This window comes from Dermatophilaceae bacterium Soc4.6 (genome assembly GCA_039889245.1).
In the GTDB taxonomy this organism is placed as follows: domain Bacteria; phylum Actinomycetota; class Actinomycetes; order Actinomycetales; family Dermatophilaceae; genus Lapillicoccus.
This window is the reverse complement of record JAZGVH010000002.1, coordinates 4,057,405-4,077,427: the sequence shown is the minus strand read 5'-3', so window position 1 is coordinate 4,077,427 and position 20,023 is coordinate 4,057,405. Positions and strand designations below refer to the sequence as shown.

Genomic DNA, 20,023 nt, shown 5'->3' with positions numbered 1-20,023 from the left:
AGCGTCTCAGCTTCTTGTCAAACCGCAGGCCAGAGCGCTGCTCCGACGACAGATCACGCGGGAGCCTACATCTCCTGACCGCCCCAGGTACCTGCGCGTACAGCAAGGCGCATGGTTGTGCGACCACGCCGTCCCCAAGACGTCGGCCGCGGTGGGACCGCGGGTGTCCGTGCAGTTCAGGGTGCAGGGCGTGCGCTGAGTTCCGACGGAGACCGCGCGCGACGACCACTCAGACGTCCCCGAGCTGGTAGCCGACACCGCGCACGGTGCGGACGACGCGGCGGTCGAGCTTGCGCCGCAGGTAGTGCACGTAGGTGTCGACCAGCCCGGGATCGCCAGCCCCGTCGAAGACCCCGGCCAGCAGCTCCTCGCGCGTGAAGACCCGCCGGGGGAAGCGGGCGAGCTGGCACAGGAAGAGATGCTCGCGCGCTGACAGCTCGACCCGGACGCCGCTGTCGCGCAGGACTTCTGGTGCCGACACCGACACCGATCCGCCAGGGATCGGCAGGCGCTCGGCCCGCTCCTCGTGCCGTCGGCGCAAGGCCCGGAGCCGGGCGAGCAGCTCCTCGATGTCGAAGGGCTTGACCAGGTAGTCCTCGGCACCGGCGTCGAGGCCCTCCACCCGGTCGCGTGCCGTGCCGAGGGCCGACAGGACGAGCACGGGGACGAAGCGGCCGCGGCGGCGCAGGCGGGACAGGAGGTCGAGGCCGTCGAGGACGGGTAGGCCACGGTCCAGGACCACGACGTCGTACTCCCTGGTCAGCCCGAGGTCGAGACCGTGTGGCCCGTCGCGGGCGACGTCGACGGCGTATCCTTCGCCTCGGAGGATCTCCTCGAGCATCAGCACCAGCTCGAGGTCGTCCTCGACGAGCAGGAGCCGAGGTGGCGGTGCCATGTCCTCCACCATAGAGCGGCGCCACCGGGGCCGTGGCCCGGGTCGCCGCCCATCGTTTCTGGGCGATTCTCAGAGCGGCACACGGGGCGGACAGGTCCGTCTCACGAGCCACCAAGGCGCACCCGCCATGGTGGGGGGACCCACCCGGCCCCGAGCCCGACCAGCGACCCGAGGACGACCCCGACATGCCGACGAACCATCCCCGCGCCCTCACCGTCACCCGGGCCATCTCACGCAGCGTCATGGCGCTCTCCCTCGCTGGAGTGGGAGCCCTCAGCACCCACCTCGCCATCGACCACACAGCCACCGTCGGCGCCTCCGCCCGGGTGAGCGCAGCGCAGGCTGCAGCCACCACTGCAGCCGCTCAGCGGGCGACGGCCCGTAGGGTGGCCGCCCAGAAGGCGGCCACTCAGGAGGCCGCAGCCAGCGAGGCCGCCGCGCTGGCGGCACAGCAGGCGGCCCAGGCCAGGTCAGCAGCCCAGCAGGCAGCCGCGGCGCAGGCCGCCACCGCAGCCCAGGCGGCCGCTGACGCAGCTGCAGCCCAGGCGGCCGCGGCGCAGGCGCAGAGCTTTTCGCCGGTCTCCCCCGTGGGTCCGGCCGCGGGTAGCGGCGGGACCACCACCAGCGGGTCCTGACCCACAGCCACGATGGACGGGTGGCACCAATGAACGAGCTGCTCTGGTACGTCTCGCGGGCCACCGGCGTGGCGAGCATCGTGCTGCTCACTCTCGTGGTCTGTCTGGGGGCTGTCGTGGCGTCGAGACGCCCACCCCGCGCCACTCGTGCCGCCGTCGTCATGGGCCTGCACCGCTCGCTCAGCCTCGGCCTGCTGGCGTTCCTCCTGACGCACGTCGCGACGGCCGTCGCGGAGACCTTCGTCTCGATCGACCTGATCTCGGCGCTCGTACCCTTCACCTCCGGATACGAGCGGGTGTGGGTGGGGCTCGGCACGATCGCGGTCGACCTGGTGGTGGCGGTCGTCGTCACCTCGGTGTGGCGACACAGGCTGCCTGAGCCGCTGTGGCGCGCCGTCCACTGGCTCAGCCTCCTGCTCTGGCCGCTGGCCGTCGTCCACGGACTGCTGCTGGGCACCGCGGACGAGCTGGGCCTGCGGCATGCGACGGTGGCCTGCGGGGTAGCAGGGCTGCTCACCCTCGCCTGGCGGGCAGCGAGCGCCGACCCCCATGCCGAGCATCGCGAGCGGATCGCCGACGGTGAGTGGCGCTGACTCGGGCCGGTGTCGCGGTCAGGCGGCCGGGAGGCTGATCGTGAAGGCAGCGCCCGCCTGACCGTCCGCGCGAGGAGCGACGCGCACCGTGCCGCCGAGCGTCTCGACGACCTCGGCGACGAGGGCCAGACCGATCCCGTGGTGGGTGCGGCTCCTGGCTGCTCCCGCCCCACCCGGCCGGTGGTGGAAGCGGGCGAAGACCAGCTGGCGCTCCTCGTCGTCGGCCCCGGGGACCCCCGGTCCGTCATCGGCGACGAGCACGACCACGCGCGCCCCCTCGCGGCGCACCTGCACGTCCACCCTGGTGGACGCGTGGTCGATCCCTCCGTCGATCAGGGCGGTGATCGCCCGACGCAGGGCCACCGGCACGGCGACCACCCTCGTGTCGGACCCCCTCGATATCGACCCGTCCGCGCCCTCCCGATCGACCGCGTCCCGGACGGTCACGACGACGTCGACACCCTGCGAGGCCGCGTGGGCCTGCGCCGACTCGCTCACCTCACGAGCGAGGTCGCCGACCCTGATGGTCTCCCACACCCGGTCGGCCTCGGGATCCGCCGCTAGCAGGAGGTCGTCGAGGATGGAGGAGAGCACGGAGACGTCGCGCACCAGGGCCTCGAGGTCGTCCCGGACCGCGACGTCCTCGCCCCCGCGCGCGTGCCGCCGCGCCAGCAGCTGGGCCCTCGTGCTCAGCAGGGTGAGCGGCGTACGCAGCTCGTGGCTCGCGTCCGCCACGAAGCGACGCTGCGCAGCGATGACGGCGACGAGGGGTCGTGCGGCGCGCCGGGCCACCACGCTGGCGACTGCCGCCGCCAGCACGGCTCCGATCCCGACGGCGAGGACGAGCGCGGCACGGAGTCGCTCCTGAGCCTCCTCGGTCTGCGTGTGGTCGACGACCGCCTGCACCACGAGACCCTCCCGACGCATCGTGCGCACCACGTAGTAACGAGCACCGGAGGTGGTGTCGACATCGATGACGCCCTGCTCGGTCGGCCCTCCAGCGGCCACCCGGTCGAGAGCGTCACGGTCGGGCAGGCCGGCCGGGATCCCGGGGGTGACCGCCAGACCGTCCGGGCCAAGCGTCACGAGGTAGGTCCCCGGCGCCGCGAGCGCCGGATCGCTGCTGCGTGCGACGGACTGGGTGAGCAGGTCGTTCGTCTCGCTGTCGGTGGCGCGCGAGAAGGCCCACGCGACCGCCAGGGCCGTGAGGGCGACGCTGGCGAGGACGAGCACCCCGGTCACCAGACCGAGCCTCCAGGTCGTGCGGCGCAGCCGGCCGCCCTCGCTCGACGACGGCCGGAGGCCTCCGGGTCTCATCCGAGCAGGATACGAGCCCGGGCCGCGCACGCTCCCACCCCTGCGCGCGGCACCTGTCCGGTCAGTGCAGGCGCACCAGGCAGGTCGGGCGCGACCAGCCGACAGCGCTCGGTGCACCGTCGACGGGGTCGAGCCGCACCACGAGATCGGACCGCTCGGCCGCCACGAGCAGCTCGCCGTCCGGACCCCACGCGAGGTCCCGCGGCCAGTGACCTCCGGCGGCCTGGAGGGTGTCCCGCCGCAGCCCTCCCCCCACCTCGACGTCGAAGACGGACACGGTGTCGTCGCCTCGGTTCGACGCCAGCACGCGGCATCCGTCCGGGCTGACGAGCAGGGCTGCGGCGAGGTTGTCGAGCTGCCGGTGCGGAGCGCGCGTGGAGACCGAGGTCAGGGGGGTGACGACCGGGCCGTCGACCCGGCAGGTCACGACGGTGGACGTCAGCTCGCTGACCACCCAGGCCGTGCGTCCGTCACCCGACACGGCGAGGTGCCGGGGACCGGAGCCAGGGGCGAAGGTGGATCGGGCGACCTCGCGGAGCCGGCCGTCCTGCGACAGCGCGTAGCCGATGACGCAGTCGAGACCGAGGTCGCACACGAGCACGTGCCCGTCGCGCGTCACCGTCACCTGATGGGCGTGCGGGCCGTCCTGCCGCTTCCGGTTGGGTCCTACCGGGCCCACGTGCTGCACGAGATCCGTTCTCGCGCCGACGGACCCGTCAGCGAGCAGCGGGTGGACGCTGACCGATCCGGACCCGTAGTTCGCCACCAGGAGGTGTCGAGCGTCGGCACTGACCGCCAGGTGACAGGGGAAGGAGCCACCGGTCTCCTGTTCGTCGCCCAGGAGGGCCCACGGGTGCTCGTCACCCGAGCCGACCCGCCACGCGGCGACCCCGCCGACCTCTCGCTCGGCCACGGCGTACACGGTCCGACCGTCGGGTGACAGGGCGACCCACGAGGGGTCGTCGGTCTCGGCGACCACCCGGGGTCGGCCCCACACACCGCTGACGAGCTCGACGACACCCAGACCCTGACCCGGGCCCTGGGTGTAGCCCCCCAGGAGGTAACGCGCTCCGGTGCCACTCATCGTCGGCGACCGCTCACGAACCGTCGCGCAGAGCCCGGTTCACCGCCGAGACGATGGCCTTGAGCGACGCGACGACGATCGAGGAGTCGAGACCCACACCCCACAGCACTCGCTCGCCGACGGCGCACTCCACGTATGCCGCCGCCCTGGCGTCGCCGCCCGACGACAGCGCGTGCTCCTGGTAGTCGAGGACCCGCACGTCGACACCGAGCGTGCCCATGGCCTCGGCGAAGGCGGCGATGGGCCCGTTGCCGGTGCCCTCCACCGTGATGGACGACCCGGCATCGACCAGCCCGACGTGCAGGGTGGTCGCCCCCTCGGACGCCGACTCGGCACGGACCGTCTGGAGCGCGAAGCGTCCCCACGACGCGGCCTGGGCGGGGAGGTACTCGTCGGAGAACTTCTGCCAGAGCGCGTCGGGGGCCACCTCGCCTCCGTCGGCGTCGGCGCCCTTCTGCACGACGGCGGAGAACTCGATCTGCAGCCGCCGCGGCAGGTCGAGCTGGTGCTCGCTCTTGAGGATGTAGGCGACGCCGCCCTTGCCGGACTGGCTGTTGACGCGGACCACGGCCTCGTAGGAGCGCCCGATGTCGTGCGGGTCGATCGGCAGGTACGGCACGCCCCAGACCAGCTCGTCGACGGACCGCCCGGTCGACGACGACTGGCGCTCCATGTCCTCGAAGCCCTTCTTGATGGCGTCCTGGTGCGAGCCGGAGAAGGCGGTGTAGACGAGGTCACCACCCCAGGGGTGGCGCTCACCCACGGGCAGCTGGTTGCAGTACTCCACGGTGCTGCGGATGCCGGCCATGTCGGAGAAGTCGATCTGGGGGTCGATCCCCTGGCTGAACAGGTTCATGCCCAGCGTGACGAGGTCGACGTTGCCCGTGCGCTCGCCGTTGCCGAAGAGGCAGCCCTCGATGCGGTCGGCCCCCGCGAGGTAGCCCAGCTCGGCCGCCGCGACCCCGGTGCCGCGGTCGTTGTGCGGGTGCAGTGACACGACGACGGACTCACGGCGGTCGAGGTGGCGCACCATCCACTCGATCGAGTCGGCGTAGACGTTGGGCGTCGCCATCTCGACCGTGGCCGGCAGGTTGATGATCATCCGGTGGTCGGGCGTCGGGTCGATGACGTCGATGACCGCGTTGCAGACGCGGACGGCGAAGTCGAGCTCGGTGCCGGTGTAGGACTCCGGGGAGTACTCGTAGTAGACGTCGGTGTCGGGGATGGTCTCCTCGAGCTTCTTGACCAGTCGTGCGCCCTGCACGGCGATGTCGACGATGCCGTCCTGGTCGAGGCCGAAGACGACGCGCCGCTGCAGCACCGAGGTCGAGTTGTAGAAGTGCACGATCGCCGCCCGGGCGCCGCGGATCGCGTCGAAGGTGCGCTCGATGAGGTGGTCACGGCACTGCGTGAGCACCTGGATCGTCACGTCCTGCGGGATGTGACCGCCGTCGATCAGCTCGCGGCAGAAGTCGAAGTCGGTCTGGCTCGCCGATGGGAAGCCGACCTCGATCTCCTTGTAGCCCATGCGGACCAGGAGCTGGAACATCCGCAGCTTGCGCTCGGCGTTCATCGGGTCGATCAGGGCCTGGTTGCCGTCGCGCAGGTCGACCGCGCACCAGCGCGGGGCCGTCGTGATCGTCCGGGTCGGCCAGGTGCGGTCGGGCAGGTCGACCGCGATCTGCTCCTGGAACGGCAGGTACTTGGCGATCGGCATGGGGCTGGGCTGCTGGGGGTGCTTCACGGTGCTCTCTCAGTTCTCGTCTGCGGGGGTGGTCCGGCCGGACACACACGACTCCGCGACGAGGGGGGCCGTGTCAGGCCTCGTCGCGGCAGCGAAGGAGGAGCAGCTCAAAACGCACGGCTCGACCATAGCACCGGGCTCACCACGGCAGGTGGGCCTCGAGCCGCCTCCCCGCGAGGGGCGCCACGTTCCACGTCGCCTGCAGCACCGAACCCGTGCCCGTCAGGCGAATCCGGTGAGGGGTCTCGATCAGGACGAGGTCGGCCTCGAAGGTCTCCGCGGTCGTCCACCCGCCCCGGCACACCACCGGCGTGGGCGGCATCGGCGACAGGGCCCGCGGGCCGCGAGCGACACCCGGAGCCGACCCCAGGCGGCCCTCGGCCCAGCGCCCCCGGCCGCACGGGACCCGCAGGGTGACGTCGCCGAGCACGAGATCGAGCAGGGTGTCACCATCGGGCGCATCGGGCGCGTCGGGCGCGCCGGGGCTGACGGTGAGCGAGGCCCCCGGGGCCAGCGGCCCATCGGGCGACCAGGACCCTGCCGGGATGGGAGAGGCATACGGCCCGGTGGGTCCGGGCTCGACGGTGAAGGTGACCGGCTGTCGCGGGGCTGCTGCGGCCTCGAGGGTGCCTGTCACGACCGGCAGGGCAAGGGCCTCTAGCCGGTCGGTGAGCTGCAACTGCGCCGCCGCCTCGCCCGCCTCGCCGGCCTCGCCGACCTGGACCGTGTCGAGACCGGGCAGGAGCACGTCCCAGAACACGTCGAGCACGGCCTGCATGTCTTCGGTGCAGCCGGTCGTGGCGATGACCAGGTCGGCCTCGGGCACCACGACGCAGAACTGGCCGAAGGCCCCGTCACCCCGGTAGCCGTGGCGTGACCGCCAGTACTGGTAGCCGTAGCCCTGCGACCAGTCGGCGTTGCCACCCGGGTCGCGGTTGTCGACGTGCCTGCCGGTGGCGAGCTCGACCCATCCGGCGGGCAGCAGCTGCTCGCCCTGCCACCTCCCCCGTTGCAGGAGCAGCTGCCCGAAGCGGGCGATGTCGTGCGTGCGCTGGTGCAGGCCCGAGAAGCCGAGAGCCCGGCCACCGGCGTCGGCGTCCCACCGACCGGGCCGGATACCCAGGGGCTCGAGGAGCCGCGGACGCAGGTAGTCGAGCAGGAACTGGCCCGAGCGCTCCTGCACGACGAGCCCGGCCACGTAGGTGCAGGCGTTGTTGTAGGCGTGCCGCGAGCCGATCGGGTCGTCGGGTCGCAGCCGCAGGAAGCCCTTCGCCACATCGTGCGGCTCGAGGGCGTAGGCACGGTCGAGGGTGTCCTCGCGGTGACCCGTCGACATCGACAGCACGTCGTGCAGGGTGAGGGCGGCCACGCGGTCGTCGAGGTCTGCCGGCACATGGTCGGGCAGCAGGTCGACGACGAGGTCGGTGAGCGAGCAGAGGCCCTCAGCGACGGCGAACGCCACCGCCGACGAGGTGAACGACTTGCTGAGGGAGTAGAGCAGGTGCACCCGGTCAGGGCTGTATGGAGCCCACCACCCTTGCGCCGCAACCGATCCGTGGCGGACCACCATCAGGCTGTGCAGCTCGAGCCCTCGGGCGTCGAGCTCGTCGAGCACGCCGAGCACCGAGGCGGCGGGGATGCCCACCGCGGCCGACGGCGAACGAGGCAGTGGCGGGGCGCTCGGATCCTGGGTCACGTCTGGCAACCTACCCGGCTCACCCGCCCCGGTTTCCTGGGCCACCTCGCTGCCCTCGTCACCTACGATGACGGCGTGACCGACTCGACCCGCAGACCCGGGCAGATGAGGGTGGGACACCGCGAGCGGGAGGCCACCGCCCAGGTGCTGAGACTCGCCGCGTCCGAAGGCCGGTTGAGCGAGATCGAGCTCGCCCAGCGCCTGGATGCCGCCGAGGCCTCGGTGACGTATGCCGACCTCGGCGCGCTGGTTGGCGACCTGCCGCCGCTGCCGCAGCCGGCCGGTGGCCTGCAGACCTATCGGCCCGGGAGGCCCGGGTCGGCTCCGGACCGCCGGCTCGTGCTGGCGGGCGGGGTCTCGAGCCACAAGCAGTGACGGGTGTGCGCAAGGGCACGGGCAGCGTGCGCACCCGGGTCGACTCCGTGCTGGCGCCGGGCCTTCCCCTGCTGCTCCTGCACGGCCAGGCGGCGATCGGGTCGGTGACGGTGCGGCGCCCCCGTCACCTCGAGCGTCGGGCCGCGGGCCGGCTGCTGAGGCAGCGCGGTGACGACGGGTCGGCGCACCGGAGCGAGCCGACCGGGTCTGTGGCCGGGGCCGAATCCCCCCAGGATGCGTCCGCGCAGGACTGGGACCGCCGCCCCTGACGGGTCGTCGACCGGTCGTGGCCCCGAGGGCCGGGGGTCCACAGCGACTCCGAAGGTGCTGGCTCTTGAGCCCTGTCGGTGGTCTGCGCCACGGTGGTGCCATGACATCACCGACTCGTCCGACGCCCCCGTGCCAGATCCTCCCGCCCTACCTGCTGGCCCGGCTGGCCGAGGCAGACGGAGACGGACTCGCCGAGAGCGTGCAGCGCACCCTGTCCCTCGACACCCGGATGCGCGACCACCGCGAGGTCGTCACCGAGCGCGGCTCCGCCGAGAACCGCCGGCTGCTGCCCGGGGCCATCACCCCCACCCGTGAGCTGCGCGCGCCCAGGCCCGCGCCGGCGCCACGGCCGGCGGCCTCCGAGGCAGCGGTGCAGCGCGAGATCCACGACGCCGGCCACGCCACCGCCCTCCCGGGCGCCCTCGTGCGGGCGGAGGGAGCGCCCCAGACCACCGACGTCTCGGCCACCGAGGCCTACGACGGTCTCGGCGACACGTGGACCCTGCTGCACTCGGCCTACGGGCGGGACTCGCTCGACGGAAAGGGTCTGCGTCTCGTGGCCACGGTCCACTACGACCAGGCCTACGACAACGCCTTCTGGGACGGTGAGCAGATGGTCTTCGGTGACGGGGACGGGGTCTACTTCAACCGCTTCACCGCCTCCGTCGACGTGATCGGTCACGAGCTCACCCACGGGTTGACGCAGTACACGGCGGGTCTGACCTACGTCGCGCAGTCGGGCGCGCTCAACGAGTCGCTCTCCGACTGCTTCGGCTCGATGGTCAAGCAGATGTCCCTCGGTCAGGACGCCGCCGACGCCGACTGGCTCATCGGCGAGGGCCTGTTCACCAGCAAGGTCAACGGCGTCGCCCTGCGCTCCATGAAGGCCCCGGGCACCGCGTACGACGACCCGCAGCTCGGCAAGGACCCGCAGCCGGCCGACATGGACGGCTACGTCGACCTGCCGCACGACAGCCAGCACGACAACGGCGGTGTGCACACCAACTCCGGCATCCCCAACCGCGCCTTCCACCTCGCCGCCACCGGCATCGGCGGACGCTCGTGGGAGGGCGCCGGACAGGTCTGGTACGACGTGCTCACCGGGGGCCGGCTGGTCAAGGACGCGACGTTCGTCGCCTTCGCGACGCTCACGGTGGACGCCGCGACGGCGCGCTTCGGCGCGGCCAGCACGCAGGCCGCCGCCGTGCAGTCGGCGTGGTCGACGGTCAAGGTGCTCTGACGCCGAGCGTGGCCGAGGGCGAGCAGCCGCCCCCGGAGGTCCGGGGGCGGCCGGCCAGGCGTCTCACGGGCCTGGCGAGCGCCGACTCAACCGATGGTCTGCAGGACCAAGGTGTCGTCGTCGAGCCGGAAGAAGGGCGAGGTCGCCCCGCCGACGATCTGCGCCTCGATGCTGAAGGTGTGTGCCCCGGCACCGAGGCCGGCGACATAGCGGTCGATCGAGTGCGCCTCGTCGGTTGAGGTGGAGTCGGAGTCGTCGAAGGCCGCGCTGGCACCGGAGCCGCCGGCCATCTCGACGCCGTCGACCAGGATGCGCACCGCGCACCACGCCGCACCGGAGCAGTAGGACTCGGCAGCGAAGCGGGCGACGACCTTGGCACCGGACGACACGCTGAAGGTCGTGGACGCCACGCTCTACCAGGTGTCGGGGACCGAGGTGCTGAAGGTGGCCAGGTCGACGAACTGACCGGCGCTGGTCGGACCGGCGGGACCCTGGGGCCCGGTGGCCCCCGTCGCCCCGTCGCCCCGGTGACCCCGGTGGTCGGTGGCGACGGCACCGACGGACGGGTCGTCCCTCGTCTGGGCCGCCGCCCCCGCGACGCCTACGCCGACACCACAATGAGTCTTCCCAGCCGTGGTGGACAGCTCCCAGGGAGCAGCTTTCTCGCGGCCACGCCTGCGTGGCAGGCTGCTGGCATGAATGACTACTCCACCCTCGGCTGGTCCGTCCACGACCGCATCCTCACCCTCACCCTCGCGCGGTCCGACCAGCTCAACGCCTTCACGGTGCAGATGGCCGACGAGCTCGTCGACGCCTACGAGCGGGCCTCCGCCGACGACGAGGTTGCTGCGGTGGTCGTCACGGGGGCTGGACGTGCGTTCTGCGCCGGGATGGACCTGCACGAGGGTCGCGACGGCAACGTCTTCGGCCTCGACGAGAGCCTGGACCCCACGCCGGCCGAGCTGGTCGACCGATTCGACGACGAGGACATCGTGCGCGGGGTCCGCGACACAGGAGGGCGGGTCTCGCTCGCGGTCTACGCCTGTCGCAAGCCGGTGATCGGAGCCATCAACGGCGCCGCCGTGGGTATCGGCGCGACGATGACCCTGCCCATGGACGTGCGGCTCGCGTCCACCACAGCCCGGATCGGCTTCGTCTTCGGCCGCCTGGGCATCGTGCCGGAGGCCGCGTCGTCGTGGTTCCTGCCCCGACTCGTCGGTATCTCCCGCGCGCTCGAGTGGACCTACTGCGCTGACCTCCTCAGCGCTGACGAGGCCCTGGCCGGGGGTCTGGTGCGCTCGGTGCACGAGCCGGACGACCTGCTCCCCGCGGCCTACGAGCTGGCCCACCGCTTCGTCGACCACCGCTCGCCCGTGGGGATCGCCCTGACGCGCCAGCTCATGTGGCGCGGCCTCGGCGCCCCGGACCCGGTCGAGGCCCACCGGGCCGACTCGCTCGCCATGCTGGCCACCTCGAGGGGCGACGGCAAGGAAGGGGTGGCGGCCTTCCTGGCCAAGCGCCCGGCGCAGTTCACGAGCCTCGCTTCCCAGCTGCCGGAGGTCTTTCCCGGCTGAGCGACGATGCTGCTGCTACCTTCAGCGACGTGCAGATCGCCGCGTTCGTCGTCGCCGCCCTGGCCGCCGTCCTCCACGTCGCCATCTGGCGGATGGAGTCGCTCACCTGGCGCCAGCCCGCGACCTGGCGGCGCTTCTCCGTCCCGAGCCAGAGCGACGCCGACACCCTCGCGTCGATGGCCTTCAACCAAGGCTTCTACAACCTCTTCCTCGCCGCCGAGGTCGCCCTGGGCATCGGCCTCGTCGCCACCGGCCACCACCGGGCGGGGTGGTCGTTGATCCTCTTCGGCTGCGCCAGCATGGTCGCTGCCGCGGTCGTGCTGCGGACCGGTGGGCGCCACTACACCCGGGCCGCGGTGACCCAGGGGACGCTGCCACTGGTCGCGATCGGGCTCGTCCTGCTCTCGAGCGTCGCGAGCTAGAAGCCGAGGCGCTGCATCTGCTTGGGGTCGCGCTGCCAGTCCTTGGCCACCTTGACGTGCAGGTCGAGGTAGACCTTCTGGCCGAGCAGGGCCTCGATGGCGGCCCGGGCGTTCGTGCCGACCTCCTTGAGGCGGGCGCCGCGCCGACCGATGATGATGGCCTTCTGGCTGTCTCGCTCGACGAAGACGTTGACCCGCACGTCGAGCATCGGGTCACCCTCTCGTCGGTCCTCGCGCGGCACCATCTCCTCGACGACCACCGCCAGCGAGTGGGGCATCTCGTCGCGCACGCCCTCGAGCGCCGCCTCGCGCACGAGCTCGGCGATCATGATCGTGTGCGGCTCGTCGGTCAGCACCCCATCGGGGTAGAGCTGCGGCGAGTGCGGCAGGTGCGACACGAGCACCTCGCGCACCACCTCGACCTGGTCCCCCCGGGTGGCGCTGCACGGCACGATGTCGTCCCACGACCCCAGCTGGTCGATGGCGATGAGGTGCTCGGCCAGCCGTCCCCGGTCGACCCGGTCGGACTTGGTGGCGAGCGCGACGACCGGCCGACGCCGGGCCTGCTGCAGCTCGGCGAGCTCGCGCGCGATGAAGGCGTCACCGGGGCCGATCTTCTGGTCCGCGGGCAGGCAGAAGCCGATGACGTCGACCTCCAGCAGGGTCTCGCGCACGAGGTCGTTGAGCCGCTCCCCCAGGAGCGTGCGCGGCCGGTGCAGACCCGGGGTGTCGACGAGGATCAGCTGCGCACCGGGGCTGGTCGTGATCCCGCGGATGGTGTGCCGCGTCGTCTGCGGCTTGCTCGAGGTGATCGCCACCTTCTGCCCCACGAGCGCGTTGGTCAGCGTCGACTTGCCGGCATTGGGCCGGCCCACCAGGCAGGCGAAGCCCGCGCGGTAGTCAGCACCCGAGGTGCCCACGGGGACGAGGTCCCCGCTGTGGTCGGCGCTGCCAGTGCTGTCGGTGCCGTGGGTGCTGTCATTGCTGTCATTGCTGTCATTGCTGTCAGTGGTCATGCGCATGCTCTCGCTCGTCGTGGCGGGCCCTGGTCCCGGTGGTGCCGGTGGTGCCGGTGGTGTGGGTGGTCCCGATGGGAGCCGCCGGCTCGAGGCGTCGCACGATGACCGAGGCCAGCCGGTGACGCCGCCCAGCCATCTTCTCGCCCACGAGCTCGATCCCGGCCACCTCGGCGCGTGAGCCGGGGATCGGCACCCGCCCGATGAGCTTGGAGAGCAGCCCGCCGACGGTGTCGACCTCATCCTCCTCGATCTCGACCTCGAAGAGGTCGGCGAGGTCGTCGATGTCCATCGTGGCGGGCACCCGGGTGCTCCCGTCGTCGAGCTCCTCGACTCCGGGGGCCTCGCGGTCGTACTCGTCAGAGATCTCGCCGACGATCTCCTCGAGGATGTCCTCGATCGTGACGATGCCCGCCGTGCCGCCGTACTCGTCGACGACGACGGCGAAGTGGGTCTGGTCGCGCTGCATCTCGCGCAGCAGGTCGTCGACCGGCTTGCTCTCGGGGACGAAGTGCACCGGCCGCATCAGCTGGTCGACGTGCTGCGAGACCGCCTCGTGGTCGGCGTTAGTGCGACGCACGACGTCCTTGAAGTAGAGCAGGCCACGCACGTCGTCGCTGTCGTCACCGACGACCGGCACGCGCGAGAACCCGGTGCGCAGGAAGAGCGACATCGCCTGACGCAGCGACTTGTCGCTGGCGATGGTGATCGTGTCGGTGCGCGGCACCATCACCTCGCGGGCCAGCGTGTCACCGAGCTCGAAGACGGAGTGGATCATCTCCCGCTCCTCGGAGTCGATCACCGACGAGTCACCGGCCTGGTCGAGCAGGTCGCGCAGCTCGGCCTCGGTCTGGAAGGGGCCGTCGCGGTAGCCCTTGCCGGGGGTGACCGCGTTGCCCAGGGCGACCAGCACCCGGGCCACGGGCCCGAGCACCGTGCGCAGCGCGACGGCGACGGGGGCGGCATACAGCGCCACGGTGTCGTAGTGCTGGCGCCCCAGCGTGCGCGGTGAGACACCGGTGATGACGAACGAGACGACCGCCATCACGGCGATCGAGATCAGCAGACCCACCGTGGTGTTGTCGACGTGGTCGAGCACGGCCACCGTGATCAGGACCGCGCTCGCCGACTCGGCGACGACCCGCAGGAAGGCCAGGACAGCGAGGTATGCGGCGGAGTCGGCGATGACGGCCATCAGCGAGGCCGCCCCGCCGCGCCCCTCGTCGAACAGCTCCTCGGCCCGCACCCGTGACATGCGGAAGATCGCCGCCTCGGAGGCGGAGATGCAGAACGCGACGACCACGGCCAGGAGCGCCAGCACGACCATCTGGGTCATCGGGTCACCGGGAGGTCGTCGGGCGACCGCGACCGGCGAGGAAGGTGAGCAGCAGCTGACGCTGCAGCTCGAACATCTCCTTCTCCTCGTCGGGCTCGGCGTGGTCGTAGCCCAGCAGGTGGAGGATGCCGTGGGTCGTGAGGAGCAGCAGCTCCTCCTCGGTCGTGTGCCCGGCCTCGCGCGCCTGCCGGGCGGCGACGCCCGGGCAGAGGACGATGTCGCCGAGCACCCCCCCCTGCGGCTCGGACTCCTCGGCCCCCGGGCGCAGCTCGTCCATGGGGAAGCTCATCACGTCGGTCGGGCCGGGGAGGTCCATCCACTGCACGTGCAGGGTCTCCATCGCGGCCTCGTCGACGAGGGTCAGGCACAGGTCGGACTGCGGGTGGACCTTCATCTGCGACAGCACGTAGGCCGACAGGGCCACCAGCTCGAGCGGGTCGACCTCGTGCTCGGTCTCGTTGAGGACGTCGATGCTCATGGGCTGCTCAGGCGCTCTCGGGGGTCAGGGAGGGGGCTCAGGAGGTGGTGGACGCGGCGGTGCGACGAACCTCGCGGGCCTGGGCCCGCTGCTCGTCCGACCGCTCGTAGGCATCGACGATGGCGCTGACCAGCCGGTGGCGCACGACGTCGGTGGAGTTCAGCTCGGCGAAGTGGACGTCGTCGACCCCGGTGAGGATGTCACGCACCTGACGCAGGCCCGACGTCGTGCCGCTCGGCAGGTCGACCTGGGTGACATCGCCCGTGACGACCATCTTGGCCCCGAACCCGAGTCGCGTGAGGAACATCTTCATCTGCTCGGCCGAGGTGTTCTGGGCCTCGTCGAGGATGATGAAGGCGTCGTTGAGGGTGCGACCGCGCATGTAGGCGAGCGGGGCCACCTCGATGGTGCCCGACGCCATCAGCCGCGCGATCGACTCCGGGTCGACCATCTCGTGCAGCGCGTCGTAGAGCGGCCGCAGGTAGGGGTCGATCTTGTCGTTGAGCGTGCCGGGCAGGAAGCCCAGCCGCTCGCCGGCCTCGACCGCCGGCCGCGTCAGGATGATCCGGTTGACCTGCTTGGCCTGCAGCGCCGCGACGGCCTTGGCCATGGCGAGGTACGTCTTGCCCGTGCCGGCAGGGCCGATGCCGAAGACGATCGTGTGGGTGTCGATGGCGTCGACGTAGTGCTTCTGGTTCAGCGTCTTGGGCCGGATGGTGCGGCCGCGGCTGCTGAGGATGTTCATCGTCAGCACATCGGCCGGTCGCTCACGGGTCTGCTCGCGCAGCATCGAGATCGAGCGCTCCACGGCGTCGCGGTTGAGGGGCTGACCGGCCTCGATGATCGTGAGCAGCTCGTCGACGAGCCGCTCGACGAGCGCGACGTCGCCGGCCTCGCCCCGCAGGTTGAGCTCGTTGCCCCGCACGTGCACGTCGAGCCGGGGGAAGGCCCGCTCGATCGTGCGCAGCAGCTCGTCGCGTGGCCCCAGCAGCGTCACCATGGCCACCACGGGCGGGATGGTGATCGAGTGCGTGGCCTCCGCGGACGCGGCCTCGGGCACGTCGGTCAGGTCGGTCGTGGTCGTCGGGAGGCCGTCGTGAGCGTCTGTCATCGTGGCCCCAGTCTACGGGGAGAGCGGCGCCCGCGGCGATCCAGATGCTGCCAGGCCCCACCTGCTGCCCGCCTCAGCCCGGAGGCCAGCCGAGGTCGCGGCCTCCGAGCACGTGGAGGTGGGCGTGGTAGACCGTCTGACCGGCTTGCGAGCCCGTGTTGGCGATGACGCGGTAGCCGTGGTCGAGCCCCTCGGCCCGGGCCACGTCGCGAGCCAGCCTCACCGCGTCGGCCAGGTCGTCGGGGTGCTCGGCGAGCTCACCGAGGTCGGCGACGTGACGGCGCGGGATCACCAGCACATGCGTCGGCGCCTGCGGGCTGAGGTCGCGAAAGGCGAGCGACAGCGCAGTCCGGCTCACCACCTCGGCGGGGACCTGCCCCTCGACGATCCGACAGAAGAGACAACCCGGGGCGATCATGGCGCCACAGTACTGCCGTCGGCTGACTCGATCTCGACGTCACCAGGGCCGGGGCTGCCACCCGTCGGGCCGGAGAGCTCGCGGCGTGTCAACCTCCAGTGTGGCTGGAGCGTCGAGAGCACATGAGACCGTTGGGTGTGGCCGAGCGCAGCGCGGCGTCTGGCGAGCGCTCGATCGGCGCCCTCCGGGCGGACGACGCCCTCACTGACCTGTATGCCGCCCACTGGGCGCCACTGGTGCGGCTGGCCTGGATGCTCGTGCACGACCAGGCGAAGGCGCAGGACGTCGTCCAGGACGTCTTCGTCGCCAGCCATCCGCGGCTCGCCGAGCTGAGGGACCGGGGCACCGCCTTGGCCTACCTGCGTCGCGGTGTCGTCAACCGGTGCACCTCCACGCACCGTCACCGCACCGTGGAGGACCGTGGCCTGCGGTCCGTCGCCAACGACCCCCGCTCCCTCGGGAGAGCACAGGTCGCCAGCGCCGAGGAGCAGGTGGTGGCGCGCAGCGACGGCGGCCGGCTCATCTCCGCCCTGCGGCTCCTGCCCGAGCGGCAGCGGCAGGTCGTCGTCCTGCGCTACTACGCGGATCTCAGCGAGCACCAGACCGCCGAGGCGCTCGGCATCACGACCGGAGCAGTCAAGTCGCATGCGCACCGCGGGCTCACCGCGTTGCGCGACGTGCTGGGAGGCACCCGATGAGCCCTGAGCCCTCTGACCTCGACGCCCTCGACGACCTCGAGGCGAGGTTGCGGCGGCATCTGCACGAGGAGTCGGAGGCGATGACGCCCGACGACCGACTGAGCGAGATCCGCGACGAGGTAGGTCGGCGACGACGACGCCCCGACTGGCTGTGGCCGGTCGCATCGGCTGCCGCCGTCGCCCTGGTGGCGGTCGGTGCCTGGGCCACAGTCGGCCGCGGGACGGCCCCCGCGCCGTCCGTCGGGGCCTCGACGACCTCCGTGCCGATGACGGCGACGCCCACACCACGCGCCGCCGGCACGCCCGCGACGACCTCGGGCGCACCGACGACAGGGCCGACGACCGTGCCGGGAAAGCCGGTGGCGGCCAGCACCCTGCCCGCGTACTTCGTCGAGCCAGTGGCTGGCGGGCAGTACGGCCTCGTGCGTGAGTTCCTGGCGGCCGACGCCGTCCCGTCCGCCGGGGCCCCCACCTACGCCTTCCGGCTGGGCACGGTCGAAGCCGCCCAGCAGGCGGCGCGCCTGTCGATGGTGGCCACGCCGAGGCACGCCACCGCGACGCCGGTCGTCGCGTGGGACCCGTCCACGACGGTGACCGTCTCGCTGCGCGCCCCCGAGATCGACGTGCTCCTGTCGCGGCCCGGCCGCACCGGCCTGACTCCGGATCAGCAGCGCCTCGCCGTGCAACAGGTGGTCTGGGCGGTCACCGCCGGGCTGCAGCAGAACGGCCCGGTGGGCATCGTCGTGGCGAGCGGCGGCCCGATCTTCGAGACGATGCCGGCCAGCGTCTACAAGCGCCCCGCGACGGACCAGGCCGGCCGGGACGTGGCTCCGATCTGGATCGACTCGCCTGCGGACGGGGTCACCGTGGCACCGACGCAGGAGCTCGCCGTCCGCGGTCAGGCCTGCACCTTCGAGGGGGTCGTCGCCTGGGTCCTCCAACGGGACGGGCAGCAGGTGCGCAGCGGGTCCACCAAGGCCTCGTCGGGGTGCCCCGTCACCGGCAGCTGGTCGGTGACCCTCGCCCCGCTGCCCGCGGGCAGCTACGTCTTCCACGCCCGTGAGCGCTCGGCGAAGGACGGCTCGGTGCGTGGCGACCAGCTGGTGCGCGTCGTCTCACGGTGAGGACGGCGAGATCCACGGGTGACCCGTGGCGTCCGCGTCGACGCGGGTTCCAGACCTCGTCGACGCGGACGCCGGGCCTCTAGCGCCAGCGGCCGAGCGCGTTGAGCACGGCGAGAGCCGCTGGTCCGGCCGTCGAGGAGCGCAGTACCTCCGGGCCCAGCCGCACCGACCGGGCGCCCACCTCGGCGAAGGCCTCGAGCTCGGCGGGGGTGATCCCACCCTCCGGACCGACGACGAGCACGACGTCGCCGGCGCTGGGCAGGGCCACCCCGGCGAGCCCGGTGGTGCCCTCCTCGTGGAGCACCAGCGCGAGGGCGGCGGCCTCTAGGCGCCGCCGCACCCCCGGCATCCGCTCCAGGGGCTCCACGACGGGCACCCGGGCCCGCCGCGACTGCTTGGCGGCGGCCGTCACGACCGCCGCCCAGCGGGCGCGGCCGCGGGCCTCCTTCTCGCCCCGCCACTGCACGATCGAGCGTTCCGCCTGCCACGGCACCACGACGTCGACCCCCAGCTCGGTGGCCGCTTCGACGGCCTGCTCGTCGCGGTCGCCCTTGGCCAGGGCCTGCACGAGCACGAGGCGCGGGCTCGGCTCGGGCACGACCTCGAGGCCGGTGAGGCGTACCGAGAGCTCGTCGCGGCTCGCGCTCACGACCTCACCGGTGCCGCGGCGCCCGGCCCCGTCGGCCACCAGCACCGTCTCGCCCACCCCGAGTCGCACGACCTGCACGGCGTGCCGGGCCTCGGGGCCGGTGAGGGCCACGACGTCACCGACGCCGGCGCTGCCCCAGGCGCCGGGGGGCAGCAGGAAGAGCCGCAGCGTCATCTCGTGCCCTCCTTCGACTCTGGTGACGGTCAGTGGGCCTTGAAGGCGTCGCGCAGCTTGCCCAGGATGCCCCCGCGCTCCTCGAGCGAGGCCAGCCGCCCCTCGGGGCGCTCCTCGCCGCGCAGCGTCGCGAGCTCGCGCAGCAGCGCCTCCTGCTCGGGCGTGACCTTGGTCGGCGTCTTGACGTCGAGGTGCACGATCAGGTCACCTCGGCCCGAGCTGCGCAGGTGCGTGACGCCGAGGGCGCGCATCGTCTGGGTGTCACCCGGCTGCGCGCCGGGGGCCACATCGAGGTCCTTCGTGCCGTCGAAGGTGCTCAGCCCCAGCTGGGTGCCGAGCGCCGCCGCCGTCATCGGCAGCTCGAGCGTGACGTGCAGGTCGTCGCCCCGGCGCACGTAGGTCTCGTGCGGAGTGACGTTGACCTCGACGTAGAGGTCACCGGCTGGGCCGGCCCCGAGGCCGACCTCGCCCTCGCCGCGCAGCTGGATGCGGGTGCCGGTGTCGACACCCGCGGGCACGCGCAGCTTGAGGGTGCGACGGGTGCGGACGCGGCCCTGGCCGGAGCACTCGAAGCACGGGTGGGCGATCGTGGTGCCGAAGCCCTGGCAGGCCGAGCACGGCCGGCTGGTCATCACCTGGCCGAGGAACGAGCGCTGCACCGACTGCACCTCACCGCGGCCCTGGCAGACCGAGCAGGTGGTGGTGCCGGTGCCCGGCTGGGCGCCCTCGCCGTCACACGTGGTGCAGGCGATCGCGGTCTCGAGCGTGACCTCCTCGTCGGCGCCGAAGACGGCGGCCGAGAGCTCGATGTCGAGCCGCACGAGGGCGTCCTGCCCGCGCTGCCGGCGCGAGCGCGGCCCGCGGGAGGTCGCGGCGCCGCCGCCGAAGAAGGCGTCCATGACGTCACTGAAGTTGAAGCCCTGACCGAAGCCGTCACCCCCGCCGCCGGCGGCGGCATACGGGTCGGCGCCCATGTCGTAGGCCTGCTTCTTGTCGGCGTCGGAGAGCACGTCGTAGGCCCGGGACAGGACCTTGAACTGCTCCTCGGCGTCGGGGCCGGGGTTGACGTCGGGGTGCAGCTTGCGCGCCTGACGACGGTAGGCACGCTTGATCTCCTCGGCCGAGGCGTCGCGCGAGACACCGAGGTCTTGGTAGTAGTCGCTCACAGGTTTGG

General features: G+C 72.2%; 22 protein-coding genes. 9 read left to right on the top strand and 13 right to left on the bottom strand.

The window, feature by feature from the left end; all coding sequences use genetic code 11:
- Positions 1–229: 229 nt before the first annotated feature.
- The gene (locus tag V3N99_19055) at positions 230–895 is read right to left on the bottom strand and encodes a response regulator transcription factor (GenBank protein ID MEO3938833.1); all 666 of its coding nucleotides are present in this window, start codon (positions 893–895) and stop codon (positions 230–232) included.
- Between the two features lie 185 nt (positions 896–1,080).
- Here V3N99_19055 and V3N99_19050 point away from each other — a divergent pair, with 185 nt between their 5' ends.
- Both V3N99_19050 and V3N99_19045 read left to right on the top strand, forming a co-directional pair.
- Complete coding sequence (locus V3N99_19050) at positions 1,081–1,530, top strand: hypothetical protein (protein MEO3938832.1); 450 nt, start codon at positions 1,081–1,083, stop codon at positions 1,528–1,530.
- A 29-nt stretch (positions 1,531–1,559) separates the two neighbouring features.
- Positions 1,560–2,123 (top strand): ferric reductase-like transmembrane domain-containing protein, encoded by a 564-nt coding sequence (locus tag V3N99_19045; GenBank protein MEO3938831.1) that lies wholly within the window; start codon positions 1,560–1,562, stop codon positions 2,121–2,123.
- An 18-nt stretch (positions 2,124–2,141) separates the two neighbouring features.
- On the opposite strand, the gene V3N99_19040 is transcribed toward V3N99_19045, so the two are convergent.
- The 4 genes from V3N99_19040 to V3N99_19025 form a co-directional block, all read right to left on the bottom strand.
- Complete coding sequence (locus V3N99_19040; protein MEO3938830.1) at positions 2,142–3,440, bottom strand: HAMP domain-containing sensor histidine kinase; 1,299 nt, start codon at positions 3,438–3,440, stop codon at positions 2,142–2,144.
- Between the two features lie 61 nt (positions 3,441–3,501).
- On the bottom strand, positions 3,502–4,524 hold the full coding sequence (locus V3N99_19035) for a lactonase family protein (protein ID MEO3938829.1): 1,023 nt from the start codon (positions 4,522–4,524) through the stop codon (positions 3,502–3,504).
- 13 nt (positions 4,525–4,537) lie between these two features.
- On the bottom strand, positions 4,538–6,268 hold the full coding sequence (gene leuA, locus V3N99_19030) for a 2-isopropylmalate synthase (GenBank protein MEO3938828.1): 1,731 nt from the start codon (positions 6,266–6,268) through the stop codon (positions 4,538–4,540).
- 139 nt (positions 6,269–6,407) lie between these two features.
- Entirely contained in the window at positions 6,408–7,964 is a 1,557-nt protein-coding gene (locus V3N99_19025; protein MEO3938827.1) for a serine hydrolase, read from the bottom strand.
- Positions 7,965–8,039: 75 nt separating this feature from the next.
- Here V3N99_19025 and V3N99_19020 point away from each other — a divergent pair, with 75 nt between their 5' ends.
- The 3 genes from V3N99_19020 to V3N99_19010 all read left to right on the top strand — a co-directional run bounded on the left by V3N99_19020 (position 8,040) and on the right by V3N99_19010 (position 9,849).
- A complete protein-coding gene (locus tag V3N99_19020; GenBank protein MEO3938826.1) occupies positions 8,040–8,339 on the top strand; it encodes a DUF1707 domain-containing protein in 300 nt (99 codons plus the stop codon).
- A gap of 5 nt (positions 8,340–8,344) precedes the next feature.
- Complete coding sequence (locus V3N99_19015; protein ID MEO3938825.1) at positions 8,345–8,608, top strand: hypothetical protein; 264 nt, start codon at positions 8,345–8,347, stop codon at positions 8,606–8,608.
- A 101-nt stretch (positions 8,609–8,709) separates the two neighbouring features.
- The gene (locus V3N99_19010; GenBank protein MEO3938824.1) at positions 8,710–9,849 is read left to right on the top strand and encodes a M4 family metallopeptidase; all 1,140 of its coding nucleotides are present in this window, start codon (positions 8,710–8,712) and stop codon (positions 9,847–9,849) included.
- A gap of 86 nt (positions 9,850–9,935) precedes the next feature.
- Here the strand turns inward: V3N99_19010 and V3N99_19005 are convergent, their stop codons facing one another.
- On the bottom strand, positions 9,936–10,259 hold the full coding sequence (locus tag V3N99_19005; GenBank protein ID MEO3938823.1) for a hypothetical protein: 324 nt from the start codon (positions 10,257–10,259) through the stop codon (positions 9,936–9,938).
- 285 nt (positions 10,260–10,544) lie between these two features.
- Here V3N99_19005 and V3N99_19000 point away from each other — a divergent pair, with 285 nt between their 5' ends.
- Both V3N99_19000 and V3N99_18995 read left to right on the top strand, forming a co-directional pair.
- Positions 10,545–11,423: a crotonase/enoyl-CoA hydratase family protein gene (locus tag V3N99_19000; GenBank protein ID MEO3938822.1), complete on the top strand. Its 879-nt coding sequence runs from the start codon at positions 10,545–10,547 to the stop codon at positions 11,421–11,423.
- Positions 11,424–11,452: 29 nt separating this feature from the next.
- A complete protein-coding gene (locus V3N99_18995) occupies positions 11,453–11,845 on the top strand; it encodes a DUF1304 domain-containing protein (protein ID MEO3938821.1) in 393 nt (130 codons plus the stop codon).
- Here the strand turns inward: V3N99_18995 and era are convergent.
- The 5 genes from era to V3N99_18970 form a co-directional block, all read right to left on the bottom strand.
- Positions 11,842–12,867 (bottom strand): GTPase Era, encoded by a 1,026-nt coding sequence (gene era / locus V3N99_18990; GenBank protein MEO3938820.1) that lies wholly within the window; start codon positions 12,865–12,867, stop codon positions 11,842–11,844. The genes V3N99_18995 and era overlap by 4 nt on opposite strands.
- Positions 12,851–14,197 carry a hemolysin family protein gene (locus tag V3N99_18985; GenBank protein MEO3938819.1) on the bottom strand — a complete coding sequence of 449 codons (1,347 nt, stop codon included), beginning with the start codon at positions 14,195–14,197 and terminating at the stop codon, positions 12,851–12,853. Before V3N99_18985 ends, era begins: the two co-directional genes overlap by 17 nt.
- Positions 14,198–14,201: 4 nt before the next feature.
- A complete protein-coding gene (gene ybeY / locus V3N99_18980) occupies positions 14,202–14,675 on the bottom strand; it encodes an rRNA maturation RNase YbeY (GenBank protein ID MEO3938818.1) in 474 nt (157 codons plus the stop codon).
- 37 nt (positions 14,676–14,712) lie between these two features.
- Positions 14,713–15,786: a PhoH family protein gene (locus V3N99_18975; protein MEO3938817.1), complete on the bottom strand. Its 1,074-nt coding sequence runs from the start codon at positions 15,784–15,786 to the stop codon at positions 14,713–14,715.
- 73 nt (positions 15,787–15,859) lie between these two features.
- Positions 15,860–16,204, bottom strand: coding sequence for an HIT domain-containing protein (locus V3N99_18970; protein MEO3938816.1), 345 nt, complete (start codon positions 16,202–16,204; stop codon positions 15,860–15,862).
- 137 nt (positions 16,205–16,341) lie between these two features.
- On the opposite strand from V3N99_18970, the gene V3N99_18965 reads away from it, so the two are divergent.
- Together V3N99_18965 and V3N99_18960 are read left to right on the top strand one after the other, a co-directional pair.
- Positions 16,342–16,902 carry a SigE family RNA polymerase sigma factor gene (locus V3N99_18965; protein MEO3938815.1) on the top strand — a complete coding sequence of 187 codons (561 nt, stop codon included), beginning with the start codon at positions 16,342–16,344 and terminating at the stop codon, positions 16,900–16,902.
- Entirely contained in the window at positions 16,899–18,026 is a 1,128-nt protein-coding gene (locus tag V3N99_18960) for a Gmad2 immunoglobulin-like domain-containing protein (GenBank protein MEO3938814.1), read from the top strand. The genes V3N99_18965 and V3N99_18960 overlap by 4 nt, the downstream gene beginning before the upstream one ends.
- A 79-nt stretch (positions 18,027–18,105) precedes the next feature.
- On the opposite strand, the gene V3N99_18955 is transcribed toward V3N99_18960, so the two are convergent.
- Positions 18,106–18,849, bottom strand: a complete 744-nt coding sequence (locus V3N99_18955; GenBank protein ID MEO3938813.1) for a 16S rRNA (uracil(1498)-N(3))-methyltransferase — start codon at positions 18,847–18,849, stop codon at positions 18,106–18,108.
- Positions 18,850–18,878: 29 nt separating this feature from the next.
- On the bottom strand, positions 18,879–20,015 hold the full coding sequence (gene dnaJ, locus V3N99_18950; GenBank protein ID MEO3938812.1) for a molecular chaperone DnaJ: 1,137 nt from the start codon (positions 20,013–20,015) through the stop codon (positions 18,879–18,881).
- Positions 20,016–20,023: the final 8 nt, after the last annotated feature.

Coding starts and splice junctions, on each gene's coding strand:
- V3N99_19050 (MEO3938832.1), top strand. CDS start 1,081: ATGCCGACGAACCATCCCCGCGCCCTCACCGTCACCCGGGCCATCTCA.
- V3N99_19055 (MEO3938833.1), bottom strand. CDS start 895: ATGGCACCGCCACCTCGGCTCCTGCTCGTCGAGGACGACCTCGAGCTG.
- V3N99_19035 (MEO3938829.1), bottom strand. CDS start 4,524: ATGAGTGGCACCGGAGCGCGTTACCTCCTGGGGGGCTACACCCAGGGC.
- V3N99_18955 (MEO3938813.1), bottom strand. CDS start 18,849: ATGACGCTGCGGCTCTTCCTGCTGCCCCCCGGCGCCTGGGGCAGCGCC.
- V3N99_18960 (MEO3938814.1), top strand. CDS start 16,899: ATGAGCCCTGAGCCCTCTGACCTCGACGCCCTCGACGACCTCGAGGCG.
- V3N99_19010 (MEO3938824.1), top strand. CDS start 8,710: ATGACATCACCGACTCGTCCGACGCCCCCGTGCCAGATCCTCCCGCCC.
- V3N99_18985 (MEO3938819.1), bottom strand. CDS start 14,197: ATGACCCAGATGGTCGTGCTGGCGCTCCTGGCCGTGGTCGTCGCGTTC.
- V3N99_19040 (MEO3938830.1), bottom strand. CDS start 3,440: ATGAGACCCGGAGGCCTCCGGCCGTCGTCGAGCGAGGGCGGCCGGCTG.
- V3N99_18975 (MEO3938817.1), bottom strand. CDS start 15,786: ATGACAGACGCTCACGACGGCCTCCCGACGACCACGACCGACCTGACC.
- era (MEO3938820.1), bottom strand. CDS start 12,867: ATGCGCATGACCACTGACAGCAATGACAGCAATGACAGCAATGACAGC.
- V3N99_18970 (MEO3938816.1), bottom strand. CDS start 16,204: ATGATCGCCCCGGGTTGTCTCTTCTGTCGGATCGTCGAGGGGCAGGTC.
- V3N99_19045 (MEO3938831.1), top strand. CDS start 1,560: ATGAACGAGCTGCTCTGGTACGTCTCGCGGGCCACCGGCGTGGCGAGC.
- V3N99_19000 (MEO3938822.1), top strand. CDS start 10,545: ATGAATGACTACTCCACCCTCGGCTGGTCCGTCCACGACCGCATCCTC.
- ybeY (MEO3938818.1), bottom strand. CDS start 14,675: ATGAGCATCGACGTCCTCAACGAGACCGAGCACGAGGTCGACCCGCTC.